We start from the raw sequence: 21,689 nt of genomic DNA, 5'->3' as shown, positions 1-21,689 counted from the left end.
AATGAGAATTTCAAATATTAAAACCCATGTCGTTCAGGTTGGTATCCGAGACTTCTTGCTAGTCAAAATAGAAACTGATTCCGGGCTATACGGTTGGGGGGAATCTGGTTTCTCCAGCCGTGAGAAGAGTGTTGAACAAATGGTACAACACTTTGCAAGATTTCTGATTGGGCAAGACCCAATGAACATCGGACGTATTTGGCAAGAGTGCTATCGTTCACACTACTTTGAAGGTGGCAGAGTCACAACCGCTGCCATTTCAGCTATCGATATCGCACTATATGACATTAAAGGCAAAGCATTGGGTGTTCCCGTCTACCAGTTACTAGGTGGTAAGCAGCGTAATTATGTAAAAGCATTCGCTACCGTACCTAATTGCAGTAGCGAAGAAGAAACACTGCGCAACGCTAAAAAACTCAAAGATATGGGCTGGGATTGTATCCGCTTCGTCGGTGAAGGTGTGGATCATGCGATGCAGCACGGCATTAACGAGTGGGAACCAAGAAAGTCTATTGCTCAGACCGTTCCACTATTGATCAAAGCACGCGAACTACTCGGCCACGAGATCTTGATAGGGTTAGAGTACCACCATCGCTTGAGCGTTGCTGAGGCAGCCAGCTTATGTCAGAAGCTCCCAAGTGGCACGATAGACTTTCTCGAGGAAGCCATTCGTGATGAAACACCTGAAGCCTACGAAAGCTTGCGAACACTGACTAATATTCCGTTTGCTATTGGGGAGGAGTTCTCGTCTAAGTGGCAATTCCTGCCTTACTTGGAGAGGGGGATTTTCCAATATAACCGTCTTGATATCTGTAACGTTGGCGGATTTACTGAGGCAATGAAAATCGCAGGTTGGAGTGAAGCGCATTACGTTGATTTGCTGATGCACAACCCATTAGGTCCAATATGCACAGCGGCGTCTGTTCACTTAGCTGCCGCGATTCCCAACTTCAGTCACGTTGAAAGTAATATATCCCCACTGGGAGACACGGTTTTTGAATACAAATACCCTGATTTGTTCCCAATTCAACCAAAACTGAAAGGAACTCATTACGAAATTCCTGAAATTCCTGGGTTGGGCGTAGATGTGAATGAAGAAATGCTTCAAGACTACAGTGTCGCTGATTGGGAGGCTCCCCACACGACAAGGGAAGATGGCAGCGTACAAAACTGGTAACTCTTAAGCGAAACACGTAGCGCCATTGAGGCGCTACGTTAGATTCTCAAACTCATGTTCCACATAGTGGGATAAGAATTCCACAAAATGGAACATTGATAAATATCACAATTTTTCATTTATTTAATAGATATAGTAATTATCTATTTCGAGTGGGATTTGTTATGAGTAATCAAGCTTTATTGAAAGCATTTAAAGTGATCGATGCTATTGCATTAGGACATCGTCAATTAAAAGATATTTGCATATATCTAGATTTACCAAAATCGACTGTACATCGAATTCTACAAGGATTAATTGAAGCTCGATATATAAGAGAAGTTCATGGTATTGGGCTAGTACTTGGAACTAAAATGATCCAACTCGGGATAAGAGCTCAGCAAGATATGCCTTTAAAAGAAATTGCACGCCCTTATCTTCATCAACTAGCAGAACTGACGTTAGACACTGTTCATCTTGGAATCAAAGATGAAGATGAAGTTTTCTATTTAGATAAAATTCCAGGAAAACGTCAAATACAGATGCGCTCACAAATTGGAGATCGGTTACCTCTTGCTGGAACAGGACTTGGCAAAGCATTGATGCTCGATATGCCAAAAACAGAATGGCGTCGTCTGATCCTGAGCCAAAAAGACCTCGATATTGATGTCATGATGAAGCGAATGGAACTGTATTCAAAAAATAACTTCAGCTATGACCTAGAAGATAATGATGATTTGGTTAGGTGTGTTTCAATTCCTATTAGAAATAAATATGGAAATATCATTGCTGCTATTTCTGTAACTAGCATTAAAGAATATATGTCTGACGATAGAATGAAAGAACTAATCCCAATCATCACTGATTATTGTAGAAAAATATCAGAACAACTTAATTAATATTACTGCTAGCTCTAGAACTTTAATTATAAGGTTTTACTTAAATGAAAATTACCAATGTTATTGCACACGCAATATCAGTTCCTCTGGAAAAACCATTTTATTTCTCTCAAGGTTGGGTTGAAAAACGCAGCTCACTAATAATTGAGATAGTGACAGATAACGGTATTTCTGGCTGGGGGGAAGCACTTTGTCACGGCTTACAAGCTCCCCAAATTGCAGCAGCGTTTATTGAAAATGTATTCAGACCTATATTGATCAATAGAAATCCATTTGATGTCGAAGTTCTATGGGAAGAAATGTACAACATTACTCGCCCTTATGGACAAGGAGGCTCCGCGGTAAATGCGATTAGTGGTGTAGACATCGCACTATGGGACATTATTGGCAAGAGCGTAAACCAACCTATTCATCGTCTCATAGGCGGAGCTTTTCGCCAAGAGGTGACACCTTATGCCACTGGGTTTTATCGTCTAGCGAACGCGATTTATCCTCAGGATGCGATTCGTGAAGCTCAGACATATGTCGATGCTGGATTCGAAGCATTTAAGCTCAAAATTGGCTTTGGTGTTAAAGAAGATATCGCATTTATCAAGGCAATACGAAACGCTGTAGGCAATGACATCAAAATAATGGCAGACGCTAATGGTGCTTACAATGTTGCCGAAGCTCGTTATTTAATTAAAGAGACGGAAGAGTGCGACCTCTATTTCTTAGAAGAGTTGCTTGCTCCAGAAGACTTGCAAGGTTACAGAGAGATCAAAGGTTTATCTAAGGCCTATCTTGCCGCTGGGGAGCAGATCTTTGGCAAGATGGGGTACCGACCATGGCTTGAGCAACGAGCGTTAGACATTATCCAGCCTGATATTTGTTCGTCAGGAGGTATCACCGAATGTAAAAAGATTGCTGCATTGGCTCAAGCTCAACACACAATGATGATTCCTCACGTATGGGGATCCGGAATCGGCATCGCTGCCTCTCTGCAGTTTATTGCATCGATACCTAGCACACCATTATGTCTTAATCCAACTCATCCGATGCTTGAGTTTGATCAGTCTTCACATCCATTCCGCAAAGATCTCATTTGTGATGGCATCAAGATGATGAATGGTAAAGTGACCATCCCAACCAAACCCGGGATTGGTGTCGAGATAAACAGAGACATTATCAATCGTTTCAAAGTGAACTGAGTTGGGAGTAGATAGATGACAATCAATAAAGTTGACTGGTTGGTGATTGACTGGGGAACAACCAACTTTCGGGCATTTGCACTCACAGAAGATGGCTCACTTGTTGCAAAAATCGAGAGAAACCTTGGTCTCCTGCAAGTAGAGAACGGTCAGTTTGCCGCCACTTTGCAAATGATCCTCCAACAATGGTTAAACGATTATAAGCACCTACCAATATACATGGCTGGTATGGTTGGCTCCGCACAAGGTTGGATCAATGTCCCTTACGTCGATGCGCCAGTATCATTATCACAACTTGCTCATGGTACTTATCACTTAATGCTACCTTGGGGAGCACCGGCATACATTGTTCCGGGAGTGCGTTATCAAATCGAGCCAAATCGTTATGATGTTATGCGAGGTGAGGAAGTGCAGCTTTTTGGCTTGCAAACAAAACTCTCTCGCCAAGAGTTTTGCGCAGCGTTGCCAGGTACACATAGCAAGCACGCAACAATGCGTAACGGTTATCTTGAGAGATTTCAAACTTTTATGACTGGGGAGTTATTCTCCGTTCTCTCTAAGCACTCAATCTTAGGAAAGGCACTGCCTCAGCAAATTCCTTCACCAGAGGCTTTCGTTAAAGGCTTAGAGGAAAGTGGCGGCAGCGATTTTACCAGTACACTTTTCTCTGCTCGTACCCATAGGCTCTTTAGTCACGTGGAACCAGTCCATATTTATGACTATTTATCAGGACTACTTATTGGACAAGAGTTAAAACAGTCTCACGAGCAACATCTCTATCTGGTTGGCGGTGAAGCTCTATGTCGTCGCTATGTAGAGGCATGTGAGTACCTCTCTGCAAGTAGTGAACAAATTGATGGTGATGAAGTATTTCTCATCGGCATGCTGGAAATCAAAAAGGTAATGAACTGTGAAAACAACGTTTAACTTAGACCAACACCTACCGTTAATTGCAATTATTCGCGGAGTTGAACCTATCGATGTGATCCGAGTTGCTCAGATTCTCATTGAAGAGGGTTTTACTATGATTGAAGTGCCTCTTAATAGCCCTGATGCCTTAATCAGCATTGCTAAACTCGTCGAGCAATTTGGTCATGACGGTTATTTGATTGGTGCAGGCACTGTAACCACTCCTGAGCAAGCAAAATCAGTCATTGAAACAGGGGCAAACTTAATTGTTACGCCAAACTTCAATGCTGATGTCGTGACTTTGGCGATCCAAAACGACTGTGTTTGTTTCCCAGGTGTTGTCACTCCCAGCGAAGCATTCGCTGCAATCAGTGCTGGGGCCACGGGTTTAAAACTCTTTCCTGTATCTCAAATGGGCTTAGATGGTTTTAAAGCATTGCATTCAGTTTTACCTCAGGGCTCACTCTGCTTTCCCGTTGGTGGCATTAATCCTAGTGAAGAGAGTATGAAACCATACTTAGACTTAGGAGCTAATGGCTTTGGATTGGGGGCATCTCTTTACAAAGCCGGTATCAGCGATAAAGAGCTTAGACAAAACGCTAAATCGTTTGTTGCAGCATGGCAATCATGTCAAACGGTTTGTAGCGCCGCTTAGTGCGAGTTCGAACAACCGAAAGACTGTCGAATCTAAAATCTTTAGAGCGCCTAGAAAAGACAAAAGTCCTACCGCGGTAGGACTTTTTATTTGATGAACTAAAACGAACTTACTTAAGGTTCCACTTCGCTACAATGTCTTCTGCACGTTTAAGTAATTCTATGCTTGAAGTTGAGTGAGCAAAGGCAGCGTTGTCTCGCACTTGCTCTTGTGTGTATGCCCCCGCAATCACTGGGCCAACTTCTTCTTGAGCAACCAACCAGTGAATGGCAAGGTGAGCAAGAGGAATGTTGGCTTCTTTTGCTAGCACTTTTAGCTCTTCAACACAGTTGAAGTATGGTTCAAATGCATCACCATTTAATTTCGGGTTATTGCGACGGTCATCATTTTCGTCCCAGTTACCACTGCGCTTTAATGTGCCCGTTAGCAAACCTTGCATTAACGGCGAGTACGGTAGGTACTTCAGATCATGCTCTTTACAGAACGGCAAAGCTTCTTCACGTGCGCGGTATTGCAGCGGGATGTTGTGGTAATGCTCTGGGTTTTGCTCAAGTAGGTTGTATAGGCCTTGGAAGGTGGCGACTTCTACGCCCGCCATCATCTCGCGAGTCATGTCTAGAGAGTAGTTCGACACACCAACATGGCGGATCTTACCTTGCTTTTTCAACTCAGCTAACGCTTCTGCTGTCTCACTAATTGGCGTGTTTGGGTCTGGCCAATGTACTTGGTACAGGTCGATATAATCGGTTTGAAGACGAGTTAGTGAGTCATCAATCTCTTTAAAAATACTCTCTTTTGTGAGGTCTTTACGCGTCTTCTTACGTTCATCTTGCGACCATGGTAGGCCGCATTTAGTCGCGATGATGATTGATTCACGCTTCTCATCTTTCAGTGCTTTACCTAGTACCGTTTCAGCGTGGCCTTTACCGTAAACTGGCGCGACATCGAAGAAGTTAATACCCGTGTCAATCGCGGTTTTGATCGCGCGAATTGACTCGTCATCAGTTACATTGTTCCAAGTACCGCCGATTGCCCAGCAGCCAAAGCCCACTGCTGATGCATTCATGTCTTTAATTTGTTTGAATTTCATAATACTCAGTTCCGTTATTTAAGCTCTGGCCAGTAGCCTTTGTTCGCTTCAATCATCTCATCTAAGATCAACTTAGCAACGCGTGCTGAAGGAATAGTTTTGTTCAATGCAAAAGCTTGTAACGCTTTTTCGTATGAGCCTTCCAGCGCAGCATCTACCAAGCATTTTTCGGACATCAATTGCTGCATAAGCATACCTTGATAGAAGTGTGGCACTTCGCCTACTTGAATTGGGTAAACTTTATCACGACCTAACAATGCTGGTACTTCTACCATTGCATCATCCGGTAGCCCTTTGATTAAACCGTTGTTTGGAATAATGACTAGCCATTTTTGACGCAAATCGTACGCCATAGACATAGCAACGTCAGCGATAAACTCACCATGCACGCCAACGTGGAACTTACCTTCAACATTACCGTCAGATGCCTTGATTTGCTCAATCGCTTCAAACATTTTCTTCTCACGACCTTCCATAACTTCGTTGGCACGAGTACGCTCTGGATTCGATTGTTCAACAATCTCATCAGCCATCAGATAGTATTGTAGATAGGTATTTGGTAAGTACTCAGGGAACATTTGCACAAGAGGCTTAGTGTTCTTGAATGTCTTGATCCAAGATGGCTCCGAGTGACAGGCGTTTTCAACTTCTTGCTCAGTTAGCATTCCAAACTTTTGAATATGCTGGCGTAGTTCAGGCAGTTTCTCTTCACCATCAACTTTCACTGAAGTAAACCAACCGTAGTGGTTCAAGCCGAAGTATTCGACATCAAGTTCGTAACGGTTAACACCCAAAATATTGGATAGGTTACGTTCAATCGCCACTGGCATATCACAGATATTGAGTACACGAGAGTTTGGACGCAGACGATTAACCGCATCGGCAACAATCGCTGCTGGGTTGGAATAGTTGAGCATCCAGCAAGTAGGTTTCGCGAAACGTTCCATATGGTCAATTAGCTCGACCATAGGGAAAATGGTGCGCATTCCATAAGCTAAACCACCAGCACCACATGTTTCTTGACCAACACAGCCGTGACGTAGAGGGATCTTTTCATCCTGTTCACGCATCTTGTATTGACCAACGCGAATTTGGGCGAAAACGAAATCTGCATGGGAGAAAGCAACTTCCGGCTCAGTGGTCACAGTTAGATTTACGTGTGGAGCATGTGTCTTAACAACATAATCAACGAGCACCACTACATTATCCTGACGCTCTGCATCAATATCATATAGGCGAATTTCAGCGATAGGGAACTCTTCGCCTTTCATCAGTAGCGCTTTAACAATCCCAGCAGTGTAAGTAGAACCGCCACCAGCAATAGCAATAATTTGTGGTTGTTTGTTCATAACCATCCTCAAGCAAATATCAGCAATTTTTAATTCTTTGTTCTAAAGTGGCTTGATGCGATAAGTGTAACGTCACAATGCCACCCAGAAAATTGGTTATGTATTTAAATAACCAATTTCTTAATTGGTCCTATCCTATTAATTCAAACCAACATGACAAATAATAAAAATAGATAATGTGATCCCTGCGGATTTATTTAGAGCATTGGTTATAAAAACCATTAATTAAAAATACCAATTTAACGTGGAAGATAAACGGCCAGTTTATGTGCATCTGGATGAAACCATGCTTCGGTGTAATCAAAACGACGACCATCTTTCAGGTTCGAAACCGAGCAAAGGTTCATAACCGGAGCGCTCTTTTCCATTGCCAATAAATCAATCAAAGCGTCATCAGGTTCGACCGCGGTAAACTCTTGTCGGCTACCTTCAATCTGCATTCCCTTTACGCGCTCAACATAATCAAATTTCGACTTTTCTAATGTTGAGATGTTCAAGTCAGGAAACAGCGAAACAGGCATATAGCTGTCTTCAACAATTCTAGGTAAATCATCGACATACTTTACACGACGAATGTAGTACAGCGGCTCTTTTTCATCAATTTCTAGCATCTTATGAATCGCCGGATGATCCGTCACCATACTAAACTGAAACACTTTATAGCGGACCGTTTTTTGCAAACCACCCAAGATTTCAGTGGTACCAGCCAATCCTCTGAGCTCATGAGAGTATTGCTTGCCCAACACATAAGTCCCTGAACCACGTCGCTTCTCAACAAGCTCTAACTTAACCAGTTCATCCACCGCTTTGCGGATGGTGATCCGACTTACATCAAAAGCCTCGATTAATTGCCTTTCTGTTGGCAATGCAGAACCCACTTCGTACACCCCACTGTTGATGTTCTGTTTCAGTTCCTCCAACACCTTTTTGTATAACATTTGATTGATAACTCCAAAGTAAAGGTTATATGAAATACAAGATAGCATGACATATTAAATAACAGATAGGTTATATATCACAAATATTACACCTCAAAGTTGTCATGACTTTTATAACCAATAGAGTACGCATAAACCTACTTAAAAATGACGAAGTCACCCGAGTTCCGTGACAAATCGTTATCTAGAAAAATATTTATAATTAATCGAGACAAAAACATGAACAAGGAAGCAATCACCACTTACCTCAGTGATTTATCACGGGCAATGCTGGCTCCTATTTACGTATTACCGCTTGTAGGCTTTGTTATCGCAATTGGCGCGGCTGTGACGAACCCGGGAATCGTTGAGTTACTGCCATTTTTAGATGCCCCTTTCTTCAAAGGCATGGGCGAAGTGCTGGTCTGGTCGACATTGAGCGTACTTATTAACCTGCATATTATTTTTGCCGTTGGCATCTCTGTTGGTTTAGCCAAAAAAGATAAACACCTAGCTGGCTTTAATGCCATGATCCTCTACTTCGTCTATCTCTACACCATGAACACTTATATGAAGTTCAACGGACTTCTCATTGATGGCGATCTGGGAGGAACTGGTCAAGCAAGTATTATGGGCTTGCAGGTAGTCGATACTGGCATTTTCGTTGGTATGCTGATTGGTATCATCAATGCATACTTTCACAACAAGTACAGCCAAAAAGTATTGAGTGGGGCCTTATCTCTGTACGGCGAATCTCGCTTGGTACTGATCATCATGCTACCCATTACAATTGGCCTTGGTTTACTGTTCACTCACATTTGGCCTCCGGTACAGCAGGTAATTTTCCAATTTGGTGAAAATATTCGTGGCGCAGGCTCTATGGGCGTGGGTGTCTATGGTTTCCTTGAACGCATCTTAATCCCAACAGGTCTGCATCACCTACTTTGGGTACCGATGCACTTTACCGATCTAGGTGGTTGCCAAGTTATTGCGGGTCAAACTTACTGCGGTGTGGAGAACATTTTCCTAGCTGAAATTGGTGACCCTGAAACGACTCGTCTATCTAGCTCGATCATTTTTGACTCGCGCAGCCTAGTCAAGATCTTCGGTCTTACTGGTGCGGGGCTAGCGATGTATCATTGCGCTGACGCAGATAAGCGCGAAAAAGTAAAAGCGATTGTCTTCCCTGCCATTGCATCGTCTATCTTAGTCGGTGTGACAGAGCCAATTGAGTTCTCGTTCCTATTTGTAGCCCCTATTCTGTTTGTGGTACATGCGATTCTGACTGGCCTGTTTATGTCTCTGCTGGCGATATTCGATATTGTCGCGGTTGGTAAAGGCGGATTAATTGACTTTATTGTTTACAACGTACCACTAGGCACGGAAAAAACCGATTGGCCTTTTTACATCTTAATGGGTCTGGTGCAACTCGCGGTCTACTATATGGTATTCCGTGCGCTAATTACTAAGCTCAATCTAAAAACTTTAGGCCGTGGCGAAGCTGAAATGAAGCTACACAGCAAATCGGATTACAAAGCAAAACAGCAAGGTCAAGCGATTGATGCGGCTGCGGGTCAATACAATTCAGCGGCTATCATTAAAGGCCTTGGTGGCAAAGATAATATTGTCGATGTGCAAAACTGCTACACTCGCCTTCGCGTTGAAGTTCGAGATCCTGAACTCGTTAACGAAGCGATCATTCGCGAGTCGAACCCTATGGGGGTAGTGCTGAAAGGCACTAATATTCAAATTATTTTTGGTAGCCACGTGGCTTCAGTAAGACAAGAAGTGAACGACCACTTACAAGTTATGGCGTAAGTCTGTCGCCATTTTCTATCGACAACAAAGGGAAGCAAAGCTTCCCTTTTCTATTTTTCCTGAGTCAATAATCCTCAGCTATCAGCTAACTTGCTTCTACGTTGACTCATAAATACCCAGAGAAAAAACAGCATAAACACAAAGTCATTCGCGCCATAAATGGTATAAAAAAGCCCAGCCAAAAGGTCTTGATGATAAACATCGGCAAGACTGTGATGACCAATCCACATTAACCAAGCGATCACATACACAAACTTCTCTATGGCAAACGCGGCGGCCAACCAAGACACATTCGCCTGAATAAAAGCGGTGCCTAAGTAGGCGAGTCCCCACACCATAATCATGAGTAAACCAAAATTAGACATCACTATGGGGGCAAATTAGTTAATCACCTCAGTTGTTAAGCCTTAAGAAAACGCCAGTACGCCCCCAATGTTCATTGCCCCAGCGACAATAAAGCCCAGCTTAGTCCTCTCGCTTCTCATCGCGCCTTCCCTTTGTGAACGTTAACTCACACACGTTATACTCAAGTGACTTCAAGATGTAGGGTTCAGAGCCTTATCATTGGTTCGAGTTTAAGGAAACGGCGACGTGAAATAGCCATCTATTTTCACGTGGTTTGATGTAGTAATCTGGTACTTTAACTTAGTTTGAAAGGTAAAAAAGCCAGATAATAATCTGGCTAACTTGGGGGGAAAGTAAGTGCTGACTAGACACTTAAAGGGGGCGCTTTTTTGGCGCGAGCAACATCACGAACTTTGAGTAGTAGAATCATACTCGCCAGCATTAGAGTAATCGCATTAGCCACGATAATCGGCCAATCTTGCATCGCGATACCGTAAACCAACCACAGAAACACGCCAAAAACAAAGCAACTATACATTGCCAAAGAAATTGACTTAGTGTCACCAGTCTTCAATATATGAAACACTTGCGGCACAAAAGAACATGTGGTGCAGAACGCGGCAACATAGCCCAGAACAGTGAAATCAATCATTACGTTGTACCTACAAAAAATGCCCCGCATCGGCAGGGCATTGATCAGACGTTACGCTCTATTTCATTTCAACCCAGAACTCTTTATTTGCTTCAAGTAGGTCATCTAAAATCGCTTTCGCGACTGTCGCACTCGGAATCGTTGCTGACAATGTCAATGCTTGCCATAGGCGTTGTTTAGAGCCTTCAACGTGAGCTTGTACAACCAGTTTTTCTACTGAAACTTGTTGGCTCATCATCCCTTTTTGGAACTCAGGAATTTCACCAATTTGTAGTGGTTTCGCACCTGTGTTGTCCACAATACATGGGATCTCAACCATCGCAGTTGGGTCAAAGTTACTGATTGCACCATTGTTAGGGACAATCAGTAGCATACGCTCTTTCGTGTTGAACGCGATTGCTGTAGCAAGGTCAACGATGTAAGACGCATGTTCTTCAACTTCGATCGTTGTATCAACGGCGGTACCCGCTGCAATAATACGACGACACTCAGTGAAGACTTCTTTTTCACGACCTTCCATTACTTCGTTAGCACGAGTGAACTCTTTGTTTGAGTGCTCTACTACGTAATCTGGGTACATGTAGTATTTTAGGTAGGTGTTTGGAATCGTTTCTGGATCAAGTGCGTAAACATCACGAACTTTGATAAAGGTTTCCTTCCAAGATTCATCGGTGTGCTGTGAACCATTCATCGCACTTGGTGGCAAGTAGCCAAACTCTTGGATGTATTCTTTGATGCGTGGCATTAGATCTTCACCAGTTTTTGCATCTTTGAACTCTTTCCACCAACCAAAGTGGTTTAGACCGTAGTACATGATGTCGAACTGTTTACGATCTTGGTAACCCAAAATTTCTGCGATGCGCGTTTCGATACCAATTGGCATATCACAAATATTGAGTACTTTTGAATTTGGACGCATCACACGGCAAGCTTCTGCTACGATCGCCGCTGGGTTTGAGTAGTTCAACATCCAAGCGTTTGGCGAGTATTTTTCCATGTAATCGATCATTTCGATTACCGCTGGGATAGAACGTAGACCGTAAGCCATACCGCCCGCACCACAAGTTTCTTGTCCTACACAACCGTGACGTAGTGGGATCTTCTCATCTTGTTCACGCATTGCGTACAAACCAGCACGAATGTGCGCCATACAGAAATCAATATCAGTAAACGCTTCTTCAGGATCTGTAGTGTAAGAGAACTCGATGTGTGGAGCACGTTCTTGCAGTAAAATCTTACATGCTTCTGCGACTGTCTCCTGACGTGCCGCGAAGTTATCGTAGAATTTCAGTTTGCGGATTGGAAAACGATCTTGGTTTTCTAGCAACATCATTACGATGCCTGGAGTAAATGTTGAACCGCCGCCTGCAATAACAACTGAGAATTCTTTTTTCATACTATGCCTCTCTTATTTCGGGCGGCGCATAAGCCGCCCATTCGATATTTGATTAAATTTTGATTTGTTCGTTTTTGTTTTTTGATTAACTAGCCGGACTTGGTGTTAGCTCATCCACTTTTTGTTCTGCTTTGTAAACACTGACTATCTTTTCGCATTCCTCACGTAACTGTGGAACGCTCAATCCGATGATGACTTGCACTGCATTACCGTTTTTAACCAAGTTCACCGCACCTGTGCTCATAAAGTATTCTGCTGATTCCACTTTCGCTGGATCTTTGACTGTGACGCGTAAGCGAGTCGCACAGTTACTTAAGTCCGCGATGTTCTCGACGCCACCTAAACCGTGAATGGTCTCTACCGCTTGGACTTGAAGTGGGCTTGCACCTTGTGCGCCTTTACCAGTGATGCCGTGTTTTTTGTTAAAGTCATCTTTAGTGTGAAGTTTAAGTTCAGCTTCGCCACGCCCCGCAATCGGCACATTAAATTTGACGATAAGATACTTAAAGACGAAGTAGTAAATCACGGTGAAGCACAGACCAATCGCGATTTGAGTGATGACCATGCTGGTATGGTTACCAAGTAGAGGAATCCAGTTACCGGTCGCAAACTCAATGAGACCACCACCCATGTTGCCTACCACACCAAAGCTGTACATCACCATAGCCATAGTGCCAGCCAATAGAGCGTGAATCGCAAATAGCCATGGCGCGATAAACAGGAAGGTAAACTCTAGCGGCTCGGTGATACCCACAAGCACTGCAGTGAGTGTTGCGGGAATAAGTAATGCAGCAACTTTCTTACGGTTTTCCGGTTTCGCTGTGTGGTACATCGCCAATGCAATACCCGTACAGCCAAAGATTTTTGAGTTACCGTGGAGCGCAAAGCCACCAGCAGGGAAAAGATCCACCATCGCTTGGCTTGATTGAGTGAACATCTCTAAGTTAGTAAACCAATCCACAGCAATGCCGTTTGGTGTTGCAATATTGCCGTATACGAACGGTGCATACACAAAGTGATGAAGACCTGTTGGGATCAAGATTCGTTCTAAGAATGTGTACAGCCACACGCCAAATGAACCAGACTCAACCATGAAAGTTTGTAGACCTAGAATACCGTGTTGAATTGAAGGCCATACGTAAAGGGTTAACCAAGCCGCTGGCAGCATGGCAAAAAATGAGATCATTGCTACAAATGACGCACCTTGGAAAATACCTAGGTATGCAGGTAGCTGTTTTTCAAACGTACGGTTGTGAATCCAAGTGACTAGACCAGAGATAATGATGGCGCCAAAAATACCGGTATCGATGGTTTTAATACCTGCTATTTCAGTTAAGCCTGAAGTTCCGCCAATTGCTTGAGTGAAATCCACACCAAAGAAGTCACCCCAGAATCCACCCATCGCGCCAACGAAGTAGTTAAAGGTTAAGTAAGAAACCATGACCACCATAACTGCGCGAGCATGGGCTGTTTTAGCCAGTCCGATTGGCAAACCAACCGCGAATAAAAGTGCCATATTGCGGAAGATGGTCCAGCCACCCTCTTCTATGACTTGTAACACTTGATAATACAGACCGTTTTTATCAGCAAGATCACCAACAAAAACTGGGTTTTTAAGAACAATGGTTAATCCGACTAGTATCCCTACAAACGGGAACAGCAAGACTGGGGTAAACATTGCTCCGCCTAATCGTTGTATCGCACTCAACATGGGCAGGGTCCTTAATTTGTTATATATCTTTTTCAGCGTGTTCCGTCTTTCGACAATATTTAACTTACTCCTCGAAAATTGATATGACAAATATAAGATATGTTAAACGTGATCAATAACAAATAAGAGATGTATTTTGAGATTTCGCTCAATATTTAGTACCAATGAATAACAATTAATCGCATTTTCTTAGATTCACCTCCATTTGGAACTGTGAGCGCGATCAAAGGTCATTGATTTGTACCATTATAATATGCTAAATTGGTTACCTTAAGAGAGGTGGCATATGCTGTATAAGAAGGTAATGCAGGACTTACGTACCCGCATTGATTCAGAAGAGTTCTCGATTGGTGAAACACTGCCGACCGAAAAAGAGTTAATTGCACATTACTCTGTCAGCCGAATCACGGTTCGCAAAGCGATTGATGAGTTAGTCGCACTTGGCATGGTTGAAAAGCGCCAAGGAGCAGGGACAACCATCATTGGTAAAACAATGGTTAGCTCAATGCTGACGCTAAAAAGTACGAAAGAGTATGTAGATGATCCAGCAACAAAGCTGGAGTACAAAATCTGTGAATTTTCGTTAATTGATCCAGATGAAGAACTGGCAGAGATCTTAAAGATTGGTATGGATGAAAAAGTCTATTTCATTCGTCGATTCAAGCTAGTCAATGGTGTGCCTTCTGTGTATGAAGACTCCTATATGCCAGTGTCAATGTATCCAAAAATGAATGTGATGTCGCTGGAAGATTCCAAGTATCGCTATTTGGAGCAAGAGCTAGGGTTTGAGATTGACGGAGCGTATCAAGACTTTGAAGCGATTATCCCCGATCAACATATGTGCGATACGCTAAAAGTTGAAGCCAGTAAGCCACTGATCTGCATTCTTTCTACTGGTATTTTAAAAGATGGACGCATCTTCGAGTACACCAAAATCACATCTAAACCTGGCACCATGTCTTATCGTCACTACCTAAAACGCGATTAATGCGCTTTAAAACTGGTCTAAGCCTGTTTGGCTTAGACCTCAATAACTGGCCACAAAATTTTAGATGCTATAAACACAAAAAGTCGCCACTAAGGGCGACCGTTTGTGCTTATTTTATCAGTTCCAATGGAGCTGATTTAAAACGATAGCATCAAGTTGATGACTATCAATTGTTACCCAATTCTCGTAGGTAGAGGTAAATCGTATCTCGCGAAATACCTAATTGGTTCGCAACCATCAATACCGCATCTTTAATTTTAAATATACCCAATCCATGTAAGCGTGTTACGACCTCGCGATTTCGCTTAGACGGTGCAATCGCTTCATTTTGCCAAACCTCAGACTGCACTGAGTTGATGGTACTTTCGATTGTCTCATCAATGTTTCGAGCAAATGTCTCCGGCGATGCCACTTCTAACTCGCTTTCATTGCGAGGCGGCAATAACGTCTTTAAGAATGACTGAATCGGTGCATCCATATCAACGTTAATACACAACAAACCGATTGGCTTATTCTTTGGGTTTCTAACGATGGTTGTGATTGAGTGCAAAGTCTTCCCGCATGAGGTTTTCGTCAAATACGAGTCAGATACATCCTTGCCCTCTTTTAATTTCATCAAAGCTAAGTTGGTAATTGGAGCCCCTTCTCCTCGCTCCGTAACATGGCCGTTCGCGATTTTTATGATTGCCGGAGATTCGGCATCTAAGCTGTGGAGCACGACTTCGGTATATTCGCCATACATGCGAGCAATACCATCAACCACATTCTTCATCGAGTGAAGGATATCAAGATCACTTTTGGTCAGTTTCTTTATTTCCAATGTACTTACCTTAGCTTATGCGACGATTAAGAAGGGCTTGAAAACATACTTCAGCAGATTGCTTTTGAGTATGTAATCAAGCCCAAGCTCACCATAGTCTATTACTTTTCGCTTAATGAACCATGACAATAATGCCAAGATTTTGATTAATATAACTTTATCACCAGAAGTTACAGCAAGTGCTGGTTACCTTCAATCCTTGAAAGTGAGCCAGCGGTTACATAGCGCGTATCTATGTACGAGGGAATCATTCAATTGCTGTACGATAACACTTCTAATGGAAAACTAATTCATCTCCAGCGATAAGTGTTGAAACTATAGTTTGTGAGCAATCGCTTCAACTTCGATAAGAACGCCTAGAGGCAGATCTTTAACTGCGAAACAGCTACGTGCTGGGCAATCAGTTTTAAAGAAATCTGCGTAAACTTTGTTGAACTCAGCGAAGTCAGAAATGTTTGCTAGGTAGCAAGTTGTTTTTAGAACTGTATCGATGCTACCACCGCCAGCTTCAAGAACGTGCTTAAGGTTAGTTAGTGATTGAACGCTCTGCTCAGTGATACCACCTTCAACAACTTTACCAGTCGCGCCATCAACAGGAAGCTGGCCAGAAGTGAAGATCATTTCACCGTAAGATGTACCGTGTGAGTATGGGCCAATCGCTGCTGGAGCTTGCTCTGCGCTGATCACTTTTTTCATGATATTCCTCATATATATTTTATTTTTATAACAAGTCATTGTGAGCAACAACTTATGATGGCGCTATATTCTCAACAAAATATGATAAAAACAACCGGAATAGATCACATATTTGCTTTTACAGTTGAATTTTTGCCTTTTTCTCAAATTTTATTGATTGAAAAAACTCAACTAAATACGATTTTTTAGCCTAGTTCCGCATAACACCTCGTAGATTAACCACTATTTTCTCAAGAAATTAGGCACTTTTGCTGATCGTTAACTATGTTCAGCAGACACAGTTACAGAGGATCACGTCACGATGAACAAACTTCTTGCTGAAACTTTTGGTACTTTTTGGTTGGTGCTAGGTGGTTGTGGTAGCGCCGTTTTGGCCGCTGGCTTTCCTGATGTTGGGATTGGCCTACTCGGCGTATCACTGGCATTTGGCCTCACTGTCGTCACAATGGCTTACGCTATTGGGCATATTTCTGGCTGCCACTTAAACCCAGCAGTCACCATAGGTTTATGGGTTGGAGGGCGCTTTGAGAGCAAAGAAGTGCTGCCTTATATCATTGCTCAAGTATTGGGCGGCATTATTGCTGGCGGAGTGTTGTATGTTATTGCCAGCGGACAGATGGGCTTTGATGTGGTCAGCTCTGGTTTTGCCTCAAACGGCTATGGTGAACATTCTCCCGGACAGTACTCTCTGATTGCCGCCCTAGTGTGTGAGATCGTCATGACCATGATGTTCTTACTGGTGATTATGGGGGCAACCGATTCTAGAGCTCCACAAGGCTTTGCTCCGCTTGCGATTGGTTTGTGCTTAACGCTGATTCACTTGATTTCGATACCTGTGACCAATACTTCAGTTAACCCAGCGCGCAGTACTGGCGTCGCCGTATTTGTTGGTGATTGGGCGATAAGTCAGTTATGGCTGTTTTGGATCGCGCCGATCATTGGGGCAGCATTAGGAGCGCTTGCTTACAAAATGATCGCAGGGAAAGAGGAATGAGCGCGCTCCCTCCCCGTAGTCATCCTCGAGAGGCGTAGCCGAGTCGGGGATCTCGCACTGAGTATTGGCGTTGAGAAAAACAAGATTCCCTATCACGCGCTATCGCGCTGTATGGAATGACAAGTAGTTAGTGATTGCGCCATATGGGATGGCAAGTATTGAGTAATGCCGCCATTAACAATCGCGCTCTCCTGCCCTTGGTCATCCTCGAGAGGCGCAGCCGAGTCGGGGATCTCGCACTCAGTGCGACGTAGAAAAAAACAGACTCCCTATCCTACATCCGTTCTACAAAAAAACCGCCCGAAGGCGGTTTTTTAAAGCTTGTGGCGTCCTAGAAGCGAATGGGACAAGGTGGTTCCATCGACTAACTCAAGCTCTCCGCCAACTGGCACACCGTGAGCAATACGACTTGCGTCAACTTGATGCTCACGACAAAGCTCAGCAATGTAATGCGCTGTCGCTTCGCCTTCTACGGTCGGATTAGTGGCCAGAATAACTTCTTGTATATCGCCATGACGTAATCGGTAATCCAGTACGTCCAAGCCAATATCACTCGGCCCGATACCATCAAGGGGAGATAGATGTCCCATCAGAACAAAGTATCGACCAGAAAACTGACCTGTCGCCTCTACCGCTGCAATATCGGCAGGGCTCTCAACCACACAAAGCTGACCGTTTTCTTGGCGCTTAGCGTTGGTGCAGATATGACAAGTATCTTCTTCGGTAAAGGTACGGCACTCACTACAGTGACCAATTTCTGTCATTGCTTGGCTAAGAGCATCAGCCAATTGCAGGCCGCCTTTTCTATCTCGCTGTAACAAATGAAAGGCCATACGCTGCGCCGACTTGGGACCAACCCCAGGTAGACAACGTAAGGCCTCCATCAATTGCTCCAGCATATGACTGGTGCGCATTTACTAACCTTCAGTGATTAGAATGGCATTTTCATGCCTGGTGGTAGTTGCATACCGCCAGTCACTTGCGCCATTTTTTCTTTTTGCGTTTCTTCTACGCGACGTGCTGCATCGTTAAATGCCGCAGCGATAAGATCTTCAAGCATCTCTTTGTCGTCTTCCATCAGACTCTCGTCAATGTCAACACGACGCACGCTATGGCTACCAGTGATAGTCACTTTAACTAGGCCAGCACCAGACTCGCCTGTTACTTCCATATTTGCGATTTCTTCTTGAAGCTTTTGCATACGATCTTGCATTTGCTGGGCTTGCTTCATCAGGTTGCCCATACCGCCTTTACCAAACATGTTTATCTCTCTGGTTATGTTTAACAACAACCGCTACTAAAGGGTCGTGCTAAATGCTTGTGGTTTTATACTAGATGGGGTCAAAAGCACTGCTTTCAACCCTAAACTGGTCTCACGCTATCTTTATCAAGCTCTGCCGCAAAGCGTCGCTCTATAAATTGTACATGAGGATCTTGTTCTAAACTGTCAAATGCTTGTTGTAATTTGCCTTGATATAGCGCTTCACGTAGCTCTAAAGGTGTTTGACCTTTATCACCAACTTCCACACTTAAGTGGCACTCTTCTCCAAGAGCAGCATTTAACGCGGCCAAAAGTTCAGCTTGAGCGCGGTCAGTGTTTAAGTGCGCTTGCTGAGCCCTTAGCGTTAAAGAAATCGTTGAACCGTTTTTCTCATAAAATGAGTTCAGCGCAAGTTGCTCAACCATCTTTGCCGTATCTAAACGCGTAATAAGCTCTGCCCACTGGTCTTGTTTGATCGACTCATCTGCGAGCTTTTTCGCCATTTCAGGTGTCTTTTCGTGCTCTAACGCTTGCTTAATTTGAGTAGGCGTAAGCTCTTTTTTCTCTTGCTTGGTTTGAGGTAATGTCGGTTTCCAACGGTACGCGTCATCTTTTTCCTCGTGCTGTTGTGGCACTGGGAGCAAACCATGCTTGTATGGCGACACCTGTGTTGAGCCAGCGTGTTTTTGAGCAACACGGTCAAGAACTGACTCTTTTTTCGCTACAGATGTCGCGTTAGCCTTTTTTGGCGAATGACCATCACTTTGAACTTGCCCACGTTGTGAGCGCAACTGATGACGCAAACCAGCCATAGTCGGACGCGCCGATGGTGCTGGTTGTTGTGTCGGTTGCATCTGAGTATTTGCATTACTCATAGCGCCTTGCACAGGCCCTGAATCATACTCTTCATAGTAATCATCCGGCGGCGGAGCCAAGTCATACTCTGGTGCCATTGGTCGTGAGGCTGGCTGCGATGTAGGTTGAGGCGCGACTTGTTGCGGCGTCGAAGGTCGAACCGGAGCCGCAGCTTGAGGAGCACTATTCGCCGTTGGTTGAACAGGCGGTTCAACTGGTGCGTTAACCACAGGCTGAGGTTGCGCCACTTGAGTTGAAATCACATTCGCGCTCGCCGCTGCAGGACGAAATGCCATCATGCGTAGCACGACCATTTCTAAACCAACACGTTGCGAAGGAGCAAGCGGTAAGTCTTGGCGCCCTTTTAAAGCAATTTGGTAGTATAGCTGCACATCTTCCGCAGAAAGCGAACGACTTAATAGTTCCACTTTTTCTGCATCCGGCTGAGCTTTGTCCAGTGTCGATGGCAGTGCTTGATACATTGCAATGCGATGAAGCTGAGTGGCTAATTGATTAAGCAAGCCATCCCACTCCACCCCATTTTGCGCCAAGCGTAAAATCGCATCCATCGCTGTCTGCGCCTGCTTGGAGGCGATAGCTTCAAGCAGGTGTAATGCTTGGTCAGTATCGAGAGTCCCCAACATGTGGCTGACTAACTCAGTTTGCACCTGACCATTACCCAGTGCTATCGCTTGGTCAGTTAAGCTCAACGCATCGCGCATACTGCCATCAGCAGCATGGGCAATCATACCCAACGCACGTTGCTCAAAACCGACACTTTCATGACTCAATATATGTTCAAGTTGCTGATGAATATCATCAACACTGATTGGCTTGAGGTGGAACTGCAAACAACGCGACAAAATGGTCACGGGCAGCTTTTGTGGATCTGTCGTCGCAAGTAAGAACTTCACATACTCTGGTGGCTCTTCCAATGTTTTCAACAATGCGTTGAAACTATGGCGAGAGAGCATGTGCACTTCATCGATTAAGTAGACTTTAAAGCGACCACGTGCAGGCTTGTACTGCACATTATCCAGCAGTTCACGAGTATCTTCGACTTTGGTACGCGACGCCGCATCGATTTCTAACAAGTCAACAAAACGACCTTCATCAATCTCACGGCAGGTATCACATTGGCCACAAGGCGTCGCGGTGATCCCTGTTTCACAGTTCAGACCTTTGGCAAACAAACGACCAATGGAAGTTTTACCTACCCCACGCGTGCCACTAAAAAGGTAAGCATGGTGCAAGCGATTCTGCGCTAAAGCATTCTCTAAAGCAGTTAATACGTGGGTTTGACCAACCACTTCATTAAATCTGGTTGGTCGCCATTTTCGCGCTAAGGCAAGATAACTCATGAACTATTCCGATTAGTGACCGTCGAACTCGCAGATGCTGTAAACATTCAGACCTAGTTTTTCTAGGCGCTTGTCACCACCAATTTCAGGTAGGTTGATAACAAATGCTGCGTGCTCTACTTCACCACCTAGTTGGCGGATAAGTTTGGTTGTTGCTTCAATCGTGCCACCCGTTGCTAGTAGATCATCAACAACTAGCACTTTGTCGCCTTCATTGATTGCATCAACATGGATTTCTAGGGTGTCAGTACCGTACTCAAGATCGTAAGTTTGCGCTACGGTTTCACGTGGCAGTTTGCCCGGCTTACGCACAGGAACAAAGCCTACGCCTAGCTCAAGAGCAAGTGGTGCACCAAATAGGAAGCCACGAGCCTCGGTACCAACAACCTTGGTAAAGCCCATCTCTTTGTACTTGTCTACAAGAAGTTGGATCGTTGCTTGGTACGCTTGTGCATCTTCTAGTAGGCTGGTGACATCGCGGAAAAGGATGCCTGGTTTTGGGTAATCAGCAATGCTTTTGATGCTCGCTTTAATCAATGAGATTGTTTCAGTCGTCATAACTCTGTTCTTAAGATTGGCTACGCAGTCGTAATCACTCTTGCTCACGACTTGCGAATAAATTCGTTT

The 21,689-nt window shown here is 44.0% G+C and carries 21 protein-coding genes; 8 read left to right on the top strand and 13 right to left on the bottom strand.

All coding sequences use genetic code 11. The annotated features are described in order from the left end of the window. Position 1: 1 nt before the first annotated feature. The 5 genes from GZK95_RS04600 (at position 2) to GZK95_RS04580 (ending at position 4,809) form a co-directional block, all read left to right on the top strand. Complete coding sequence (locus GZK95_RS04600; protein ID WP_075709091.1) at positions 2-1,177, top strand: mandelate racemase/muconate lactonizing enzyme family protein; 1,176 nt, start codon at positions 2-4, stop codon at positions 1,175-1,177. Positions 1,178-1,341: 164 nt separating this feature from the next. Beyond that, positions 1,342-2,055: an IclR family transcriptional regulator gene (locus tag GZK95_RS04595; protein WP_075709090.1), complete on the top strand. Its 714-nt coding sequence runs from the start codon at positions 1,342-1,344 to the stop codon at positions 2,053-2,055. Between the two features lie 44 nt (positions 2,056-2,099). Continuing rightward, a complete protein-coding gene (locus tag GZK95_RS04590) occupies positions 2,100-3,245 on the top strand; it encodes a mandelate racemase/muconate lactonizing enzyme family protein (protein ID WP_075716089.1) in 1,146 nt (381 codons plus the stop codon). A 15-nt stretch (positions 3,246-3,260) separates the two neighbouring features. Beyond that, positions 3,261-4,172 carry a 2-dehydro-3-deoxygalactonokinase gene (locus GZK95_RS04585; RefSeq protein ID WP_075716090.1) on the top strand — a complete coding sequence of 304 codons (912 nt, stop codon included), beginning with the start codon at positions 3,261-3,263 and terminating at the stop codon, positions 4,170-4,172. After that, positions 4,156-4,809 (top strand): 2-dehydro-3-deoxy-6-phosphogalactonate aldolase, encoded by a 654-nt coding sequence (locus GZK95_RS04580; protein WP_075716091.1) that lies wholly within the window; start codon positions 4,156-4,158, stop codon positions 4,807-4,809. Before GZK95_RS04585 ends, GZK95_RS04580 begins: the two co-directional genes overlap by 17 nt. 109 nt (positions 4,810-4,918) lie before the next feature. Here the strand turns inward: GZK95_RS04580 and GZK95_RS04575 are convergent, their stop codons facing one another. From GZK95_RS04575 to GZK95_RS04565, 3 genes are all read right to left on the bottom strand, one after another. Then, positions 4,919-5,899 (bottom strand): aldo/keto reductase, encoded by a 981-nt coding sequence (locus GZK95_RS04575; protein WP_075716092.1) that lies wholly within the window; start codon positions 5,897-5,899, stop codon positions 4,919-4,921. Between the two features lie 14 nt (positions 5,900-5,913). Further along, positions 5,914-7,248, bottom strand: a complete 1,335-nt coding sequence (locus GZK95_RS04570) for a 6-phospho-alpha-glucosidase (protein ID WP_075716093.1) — start codon at positions 7,246-7,248, stop codon at positions 5,914-5,916. A 239-nt stretch (positions 7,249-7,487) separates the two neighbouring features. Continuing rightward, complete coding sequence (locus tag GZK95_RS04565) at positions 7,488-8,186, bottom strand: GntR family transcriptional regulator (RefSeq protein WP_075709084.1); 699 nt, start codon at positions 8,184-8,186, stop codon at positions 7,488-7,490. A gap of 219 nt (positions 8,187-8,405) precedes the next feature. Between GZK95_RS04565 and GZK95_RS04560 the strand changes: the two genes are divergently transcribed. Next, positions 8,406-9,983, top strand: a complete 1,578-nt coding sequence (locus GZK95_RS04560; RefSeq protein WP_075716094.1) for a PTS transporter subunit EIIC — start codon at positions 8,406-8,408, stop codon at positions 9,981-9,983. 74 nt (positions 9,984-10,057) lie between these two features. On the opposite strand, the gene GZK95_RS04555 is transcribed toward GZK95_RS04560, so the two are convergent. The 4 genes from GZK95_RS04555 to GZK95_RS04540 all read right to left on the bottom strand — a co-directional run bounded on the left by GZK95_RS04555 (position 10,058) and on the right by GZK95_RS04540 (position 14,087). Continuing rightward, complete coding sequence (locus GZK95_RS04555; protein WP_225623997.1) at positions 10,058-10,327, bottom strand: hypothetical protein; 270 nt, start codon at positions 10,325-10,327, stop codon at positions 10,058-10,060. A 365-nt stretch (positions 10,328-10,692) separates the two neighbouring features. Continuing rightward, positions 10,693-10,980, bottom strand: coding sequence for a SemiSWEET transporter (locus GZK95_RS04550; protein ID WP_075709081.1), 288 nt, complete (start codon positions 10,978-10,980; stop codon positions 10,693-10,695). Positions 10,981-11,038: 58 nt separating this feature from the next. Continuing rightward, positions 11,039-12,376, bottom strand: a complete 1,338-nt coding sequence (locus tag GZK95_RS04545) for a 6-phospho-alpha-glucosidase (RefSeq protein ID WP_075709080.1) — start codon at positions 12,374-12,376, stop codon at positions 11,039-11,041. 85 nt (positions 12,377-12,461) lie between these two features. Beyond that, positions 12,462-14,087 (bottom strand): alpha-glucoside-specific PTS transporter subunit IIBC, encoded by a 1,626-nt coding sequence (locus GZK95_RS04540; RefSeq protein WP_075709079.1) that lies wholly within the window; start codon positions 14,085-14,087, stop codon positions 12,462-12,464. A 286-nt stretch (positions 14,088-14,373) separates the two neighbouring features. On the opposite strand from GZK95_RS04540, the gene GZK95_RS04535 reads away from it, so the two are divergent. Further along, positions 14,374-15,075, top strand: a complete 702-nt coding sequence (locus tag GZK95_RS04535) for a GntR family transcriptional regulator (protein WP_075709078.1) — start codon at positions 14,374-14,376, stop codon at positions 15,073-15,075. A 166-nt stretch (positions 15,076-15,241) separates the two neighbouring features. On the opposite strand, the gene GZK95_RS04530 is transcribed toward GZK95_RS04535, so the two are convergent. Then, positions 15,242-15,895: a helix-turn-helix transcriptional regulator gene (locus tag GZK95_RS04530; RefSeq protein ID WP_075709077.1), complete on the bottom strand. Its 654-nt coding sequence runs from the start codon at positions 15,893-15,895 to the stop codon at positions 15,242-15,244. A gap of 315 nt (positions 15,896-16,210) precedes the next feature. Further along, complete coding sequence (locus GZK95_RS04525; RefSeq protein WP_075709076.1) at positions 16,211-16,591, bottom strand: RidA family protein; 381 nt, start codon at positions 16,589-16,591, stop codon at positions 16,211-16,213. 301 nt (positions 16,592-16,892) lie between these two features. Here GZK95_RS04525 and aqpZ point away from each other — a divergent pair, with 301 nt between their 5' ends. Beyond that, positions 16,893-17,585, top strand: coding sequence for an aquaporin Z (gene aqpZ, locus GZK95_RS04520; protein ID WP_075716095.1), 693 nt, complete (start codon positions 16,893-16,895; stop codon positions 17,583-17,585). A 314-nt stretch (positions 17,586-17,899) separates the two neighbouring features. Here aqpZ and recR read toward each other — a convergent pair whose 3' ends face one another. The 4 genes from recR to apt all read right to left on the bottom strand — a co-directional run bounded on the left by recR (position 17,900) and on the right by apt (position 21,620). Next, complete coding sequence (gene recR / locus GZK95_RS04515; protein WP_075708989.1) at positions 17,900-18,499, bottom strand: recombination mediator RecR; 600 nt, start codon at positions 18,497-18,499, stop codon at positions 17,900-17,902. Between the two features lie 17 nt (positions 18,500-18,516). Beyond that, a complete protein-coding gene (locus tag GZK95_RS04510; protein ID WP_075708990.1) occupies positions 18,517-18,846 on the bottom strand; it encodes a YbaB/EbfC family nucleoid-associated protein in 330 nt (109 codons plus the stop codon). A 101-nt stretch (positions 18,847-18,947) separates the two neighbouring features. Next, positions 18,948-21,062 (bottom strand): DNA polymerase III subunit gamma/tau, encoded by a 2,115-nt coding sequence (gene dnaX / locus GZK95_RS04505; protein ID WP_075716096.1) that lies wholly within the window; start codon positions 21,060-21,062, stop codon positions 18,948-18,950. Positions 21,063-21,074: 12 nt separating this feature from the next. Further along, a complete protein-coding gene (apt, locus tag GZK95_RS04500) occupies positions 21,075-21,620 on the bottom strand; it encodes an adenine phosphoribosyltransferase (RefSeq protein ID WP_075708992.1) in 546 nt (181 codons plus the stop codon). Positions 21,621-21,689 lie beyond the last annotated feature (69 nt).

Source organism: Vibrio panuliri (assembly GCF_009938205.1).
Taxonomy (GTDB): Bacteria; Pseudomonadota; Gammaproteobacteria; order Enterobacterales; family Vibrionaceae; genus Vibrio; species Vibrio panuliri.
This window is presented reverse-complemented; position numbering and strand designations above follow the sequence as displayed.

Coding starts and splice junctions, on each gene's coding strand:
- GZK95_RS04600 (WP_075709091.1), top strand. CDS start 2: ATGAGAATTTCAAATATTAAAACCCATGTCGTTCAGGTTGGTATCCGA.
- GZK95_RS04595 (WP_075709090.1), top strand. CDS start 1,342: ATGAGTAATCAAGCTTTATTGAAAGCATTTAAAGTGATCGATGCTATT.
- GZK95_RS04590 (WP_075716089.1), top strand. CDS start 2,100: ATGAAAATTACCAATGTTATTGCACACGCAATATCAGTTCCTCTGGAA.
- GZK95_RS04585 (WP_075716090.1), top strand. CDS start 3,261: ATGACAATCAATAAAGTTGACTGGTTGGTGATTGACTGGGGAACAACC.
- GZK95_RS04575 (WP_075716092.1), bottom strand. CDS start 5,899: ATGAAATTCAAACAAATTAAAGACATGAATGCATCAGCAGTGGGCTTT.
- GZK95_RS04570 (WP_075716093.1), bottom strand. CDS start 7,248: ATGAACAAACAACCACAAATTATTGCTATTGCTGGTGGCGGTTCTACT.
- GZK95_RS04565 (WP_075709084.1), bottom strand. CDS start 8,186: ATGTTATACAAAAAGGTGTTGGAGGAACTGAAACAGAACATCAACAGT.
- GZK95_RS04560 (WP_075716094.1), top strand. CDS start 8,406: ATGAACAAGGAAGCAATCACCACTTACCTCAGTGATTTATCACGGGCA.
- GZK95_RS04555 (WP_225623997.1), bottom strand. CDS start 10,327: ATGATTATGGTGTGGGGACTCGCCTACTTAGGCACCGCTTTTATTCAG.
- GZK95_RS04550 (WP_075709081.1), bottom strand. CDS start 10,980: ATGATTGATTTCACTGTTCTGGGCTATGTTGCCGCGTTCTGCACCACA.
- GZK95_RS04545 (WP_075709080.1), bottom strand. CDS start 12,376: ATGAAAAAAGAATTCTCAGTTGTTATTGCAGGCGGCGGTTCAACATTT.
- GZK95_RS04540 (WP_075709079.1), bottom strand. CDS start 14,087: ATGTTGAGTGCGATACAACGATTAGGCGGAGCAATGTTTACCCCAGTC.
- GZK95_RS04535 (WP_075709078.1), top strand. CDS start 14,374: ATGCTGTATAAGAAGGTAATGCAGGACTTACGTACCCGCATTGATTCA.
- GZK95_RS04525 (WP_075709076.1), bottom strand. CDS start 16,591: ATGAAAAAAGTGATCAGCGCAGAGCAAGCTCCAGCAGCGATTGGCCCA.
- aqpZ (WP_075716095.1), top strand. CDS start 16,893: ATGAACAAACTTCTTGCTGAAACTTTTGGTACTTTTTGGTTGGTGCTA.
- recR (WP_075708989.1), bottom strand. CDS start 18,499: ATGCGCACCAGTCATATGCTGGAGCAATTGATGGAGGCCTTACGTTGT.
- GZK95_RS04510 (WP_075708990.1), bottom strand. CDS start 18,846: ATGTTTGGTAAAGGCGGTATGGGCAACCTGATGAAGCAAGCCCAGCAA.
- dnaX (WP_075716096.1), bottom strand. CDS start 21,062: ATGAGTTATCTTGCCTTAGCGCGAAAATGGCGACCAACCAGATTTAAT.
- apt (WP_075708992.1), bottom strand. CDS start 21,620: ATGACGACTGAAACAATCTCATTGATTAAAGCGAGCATCAAAAGCATT.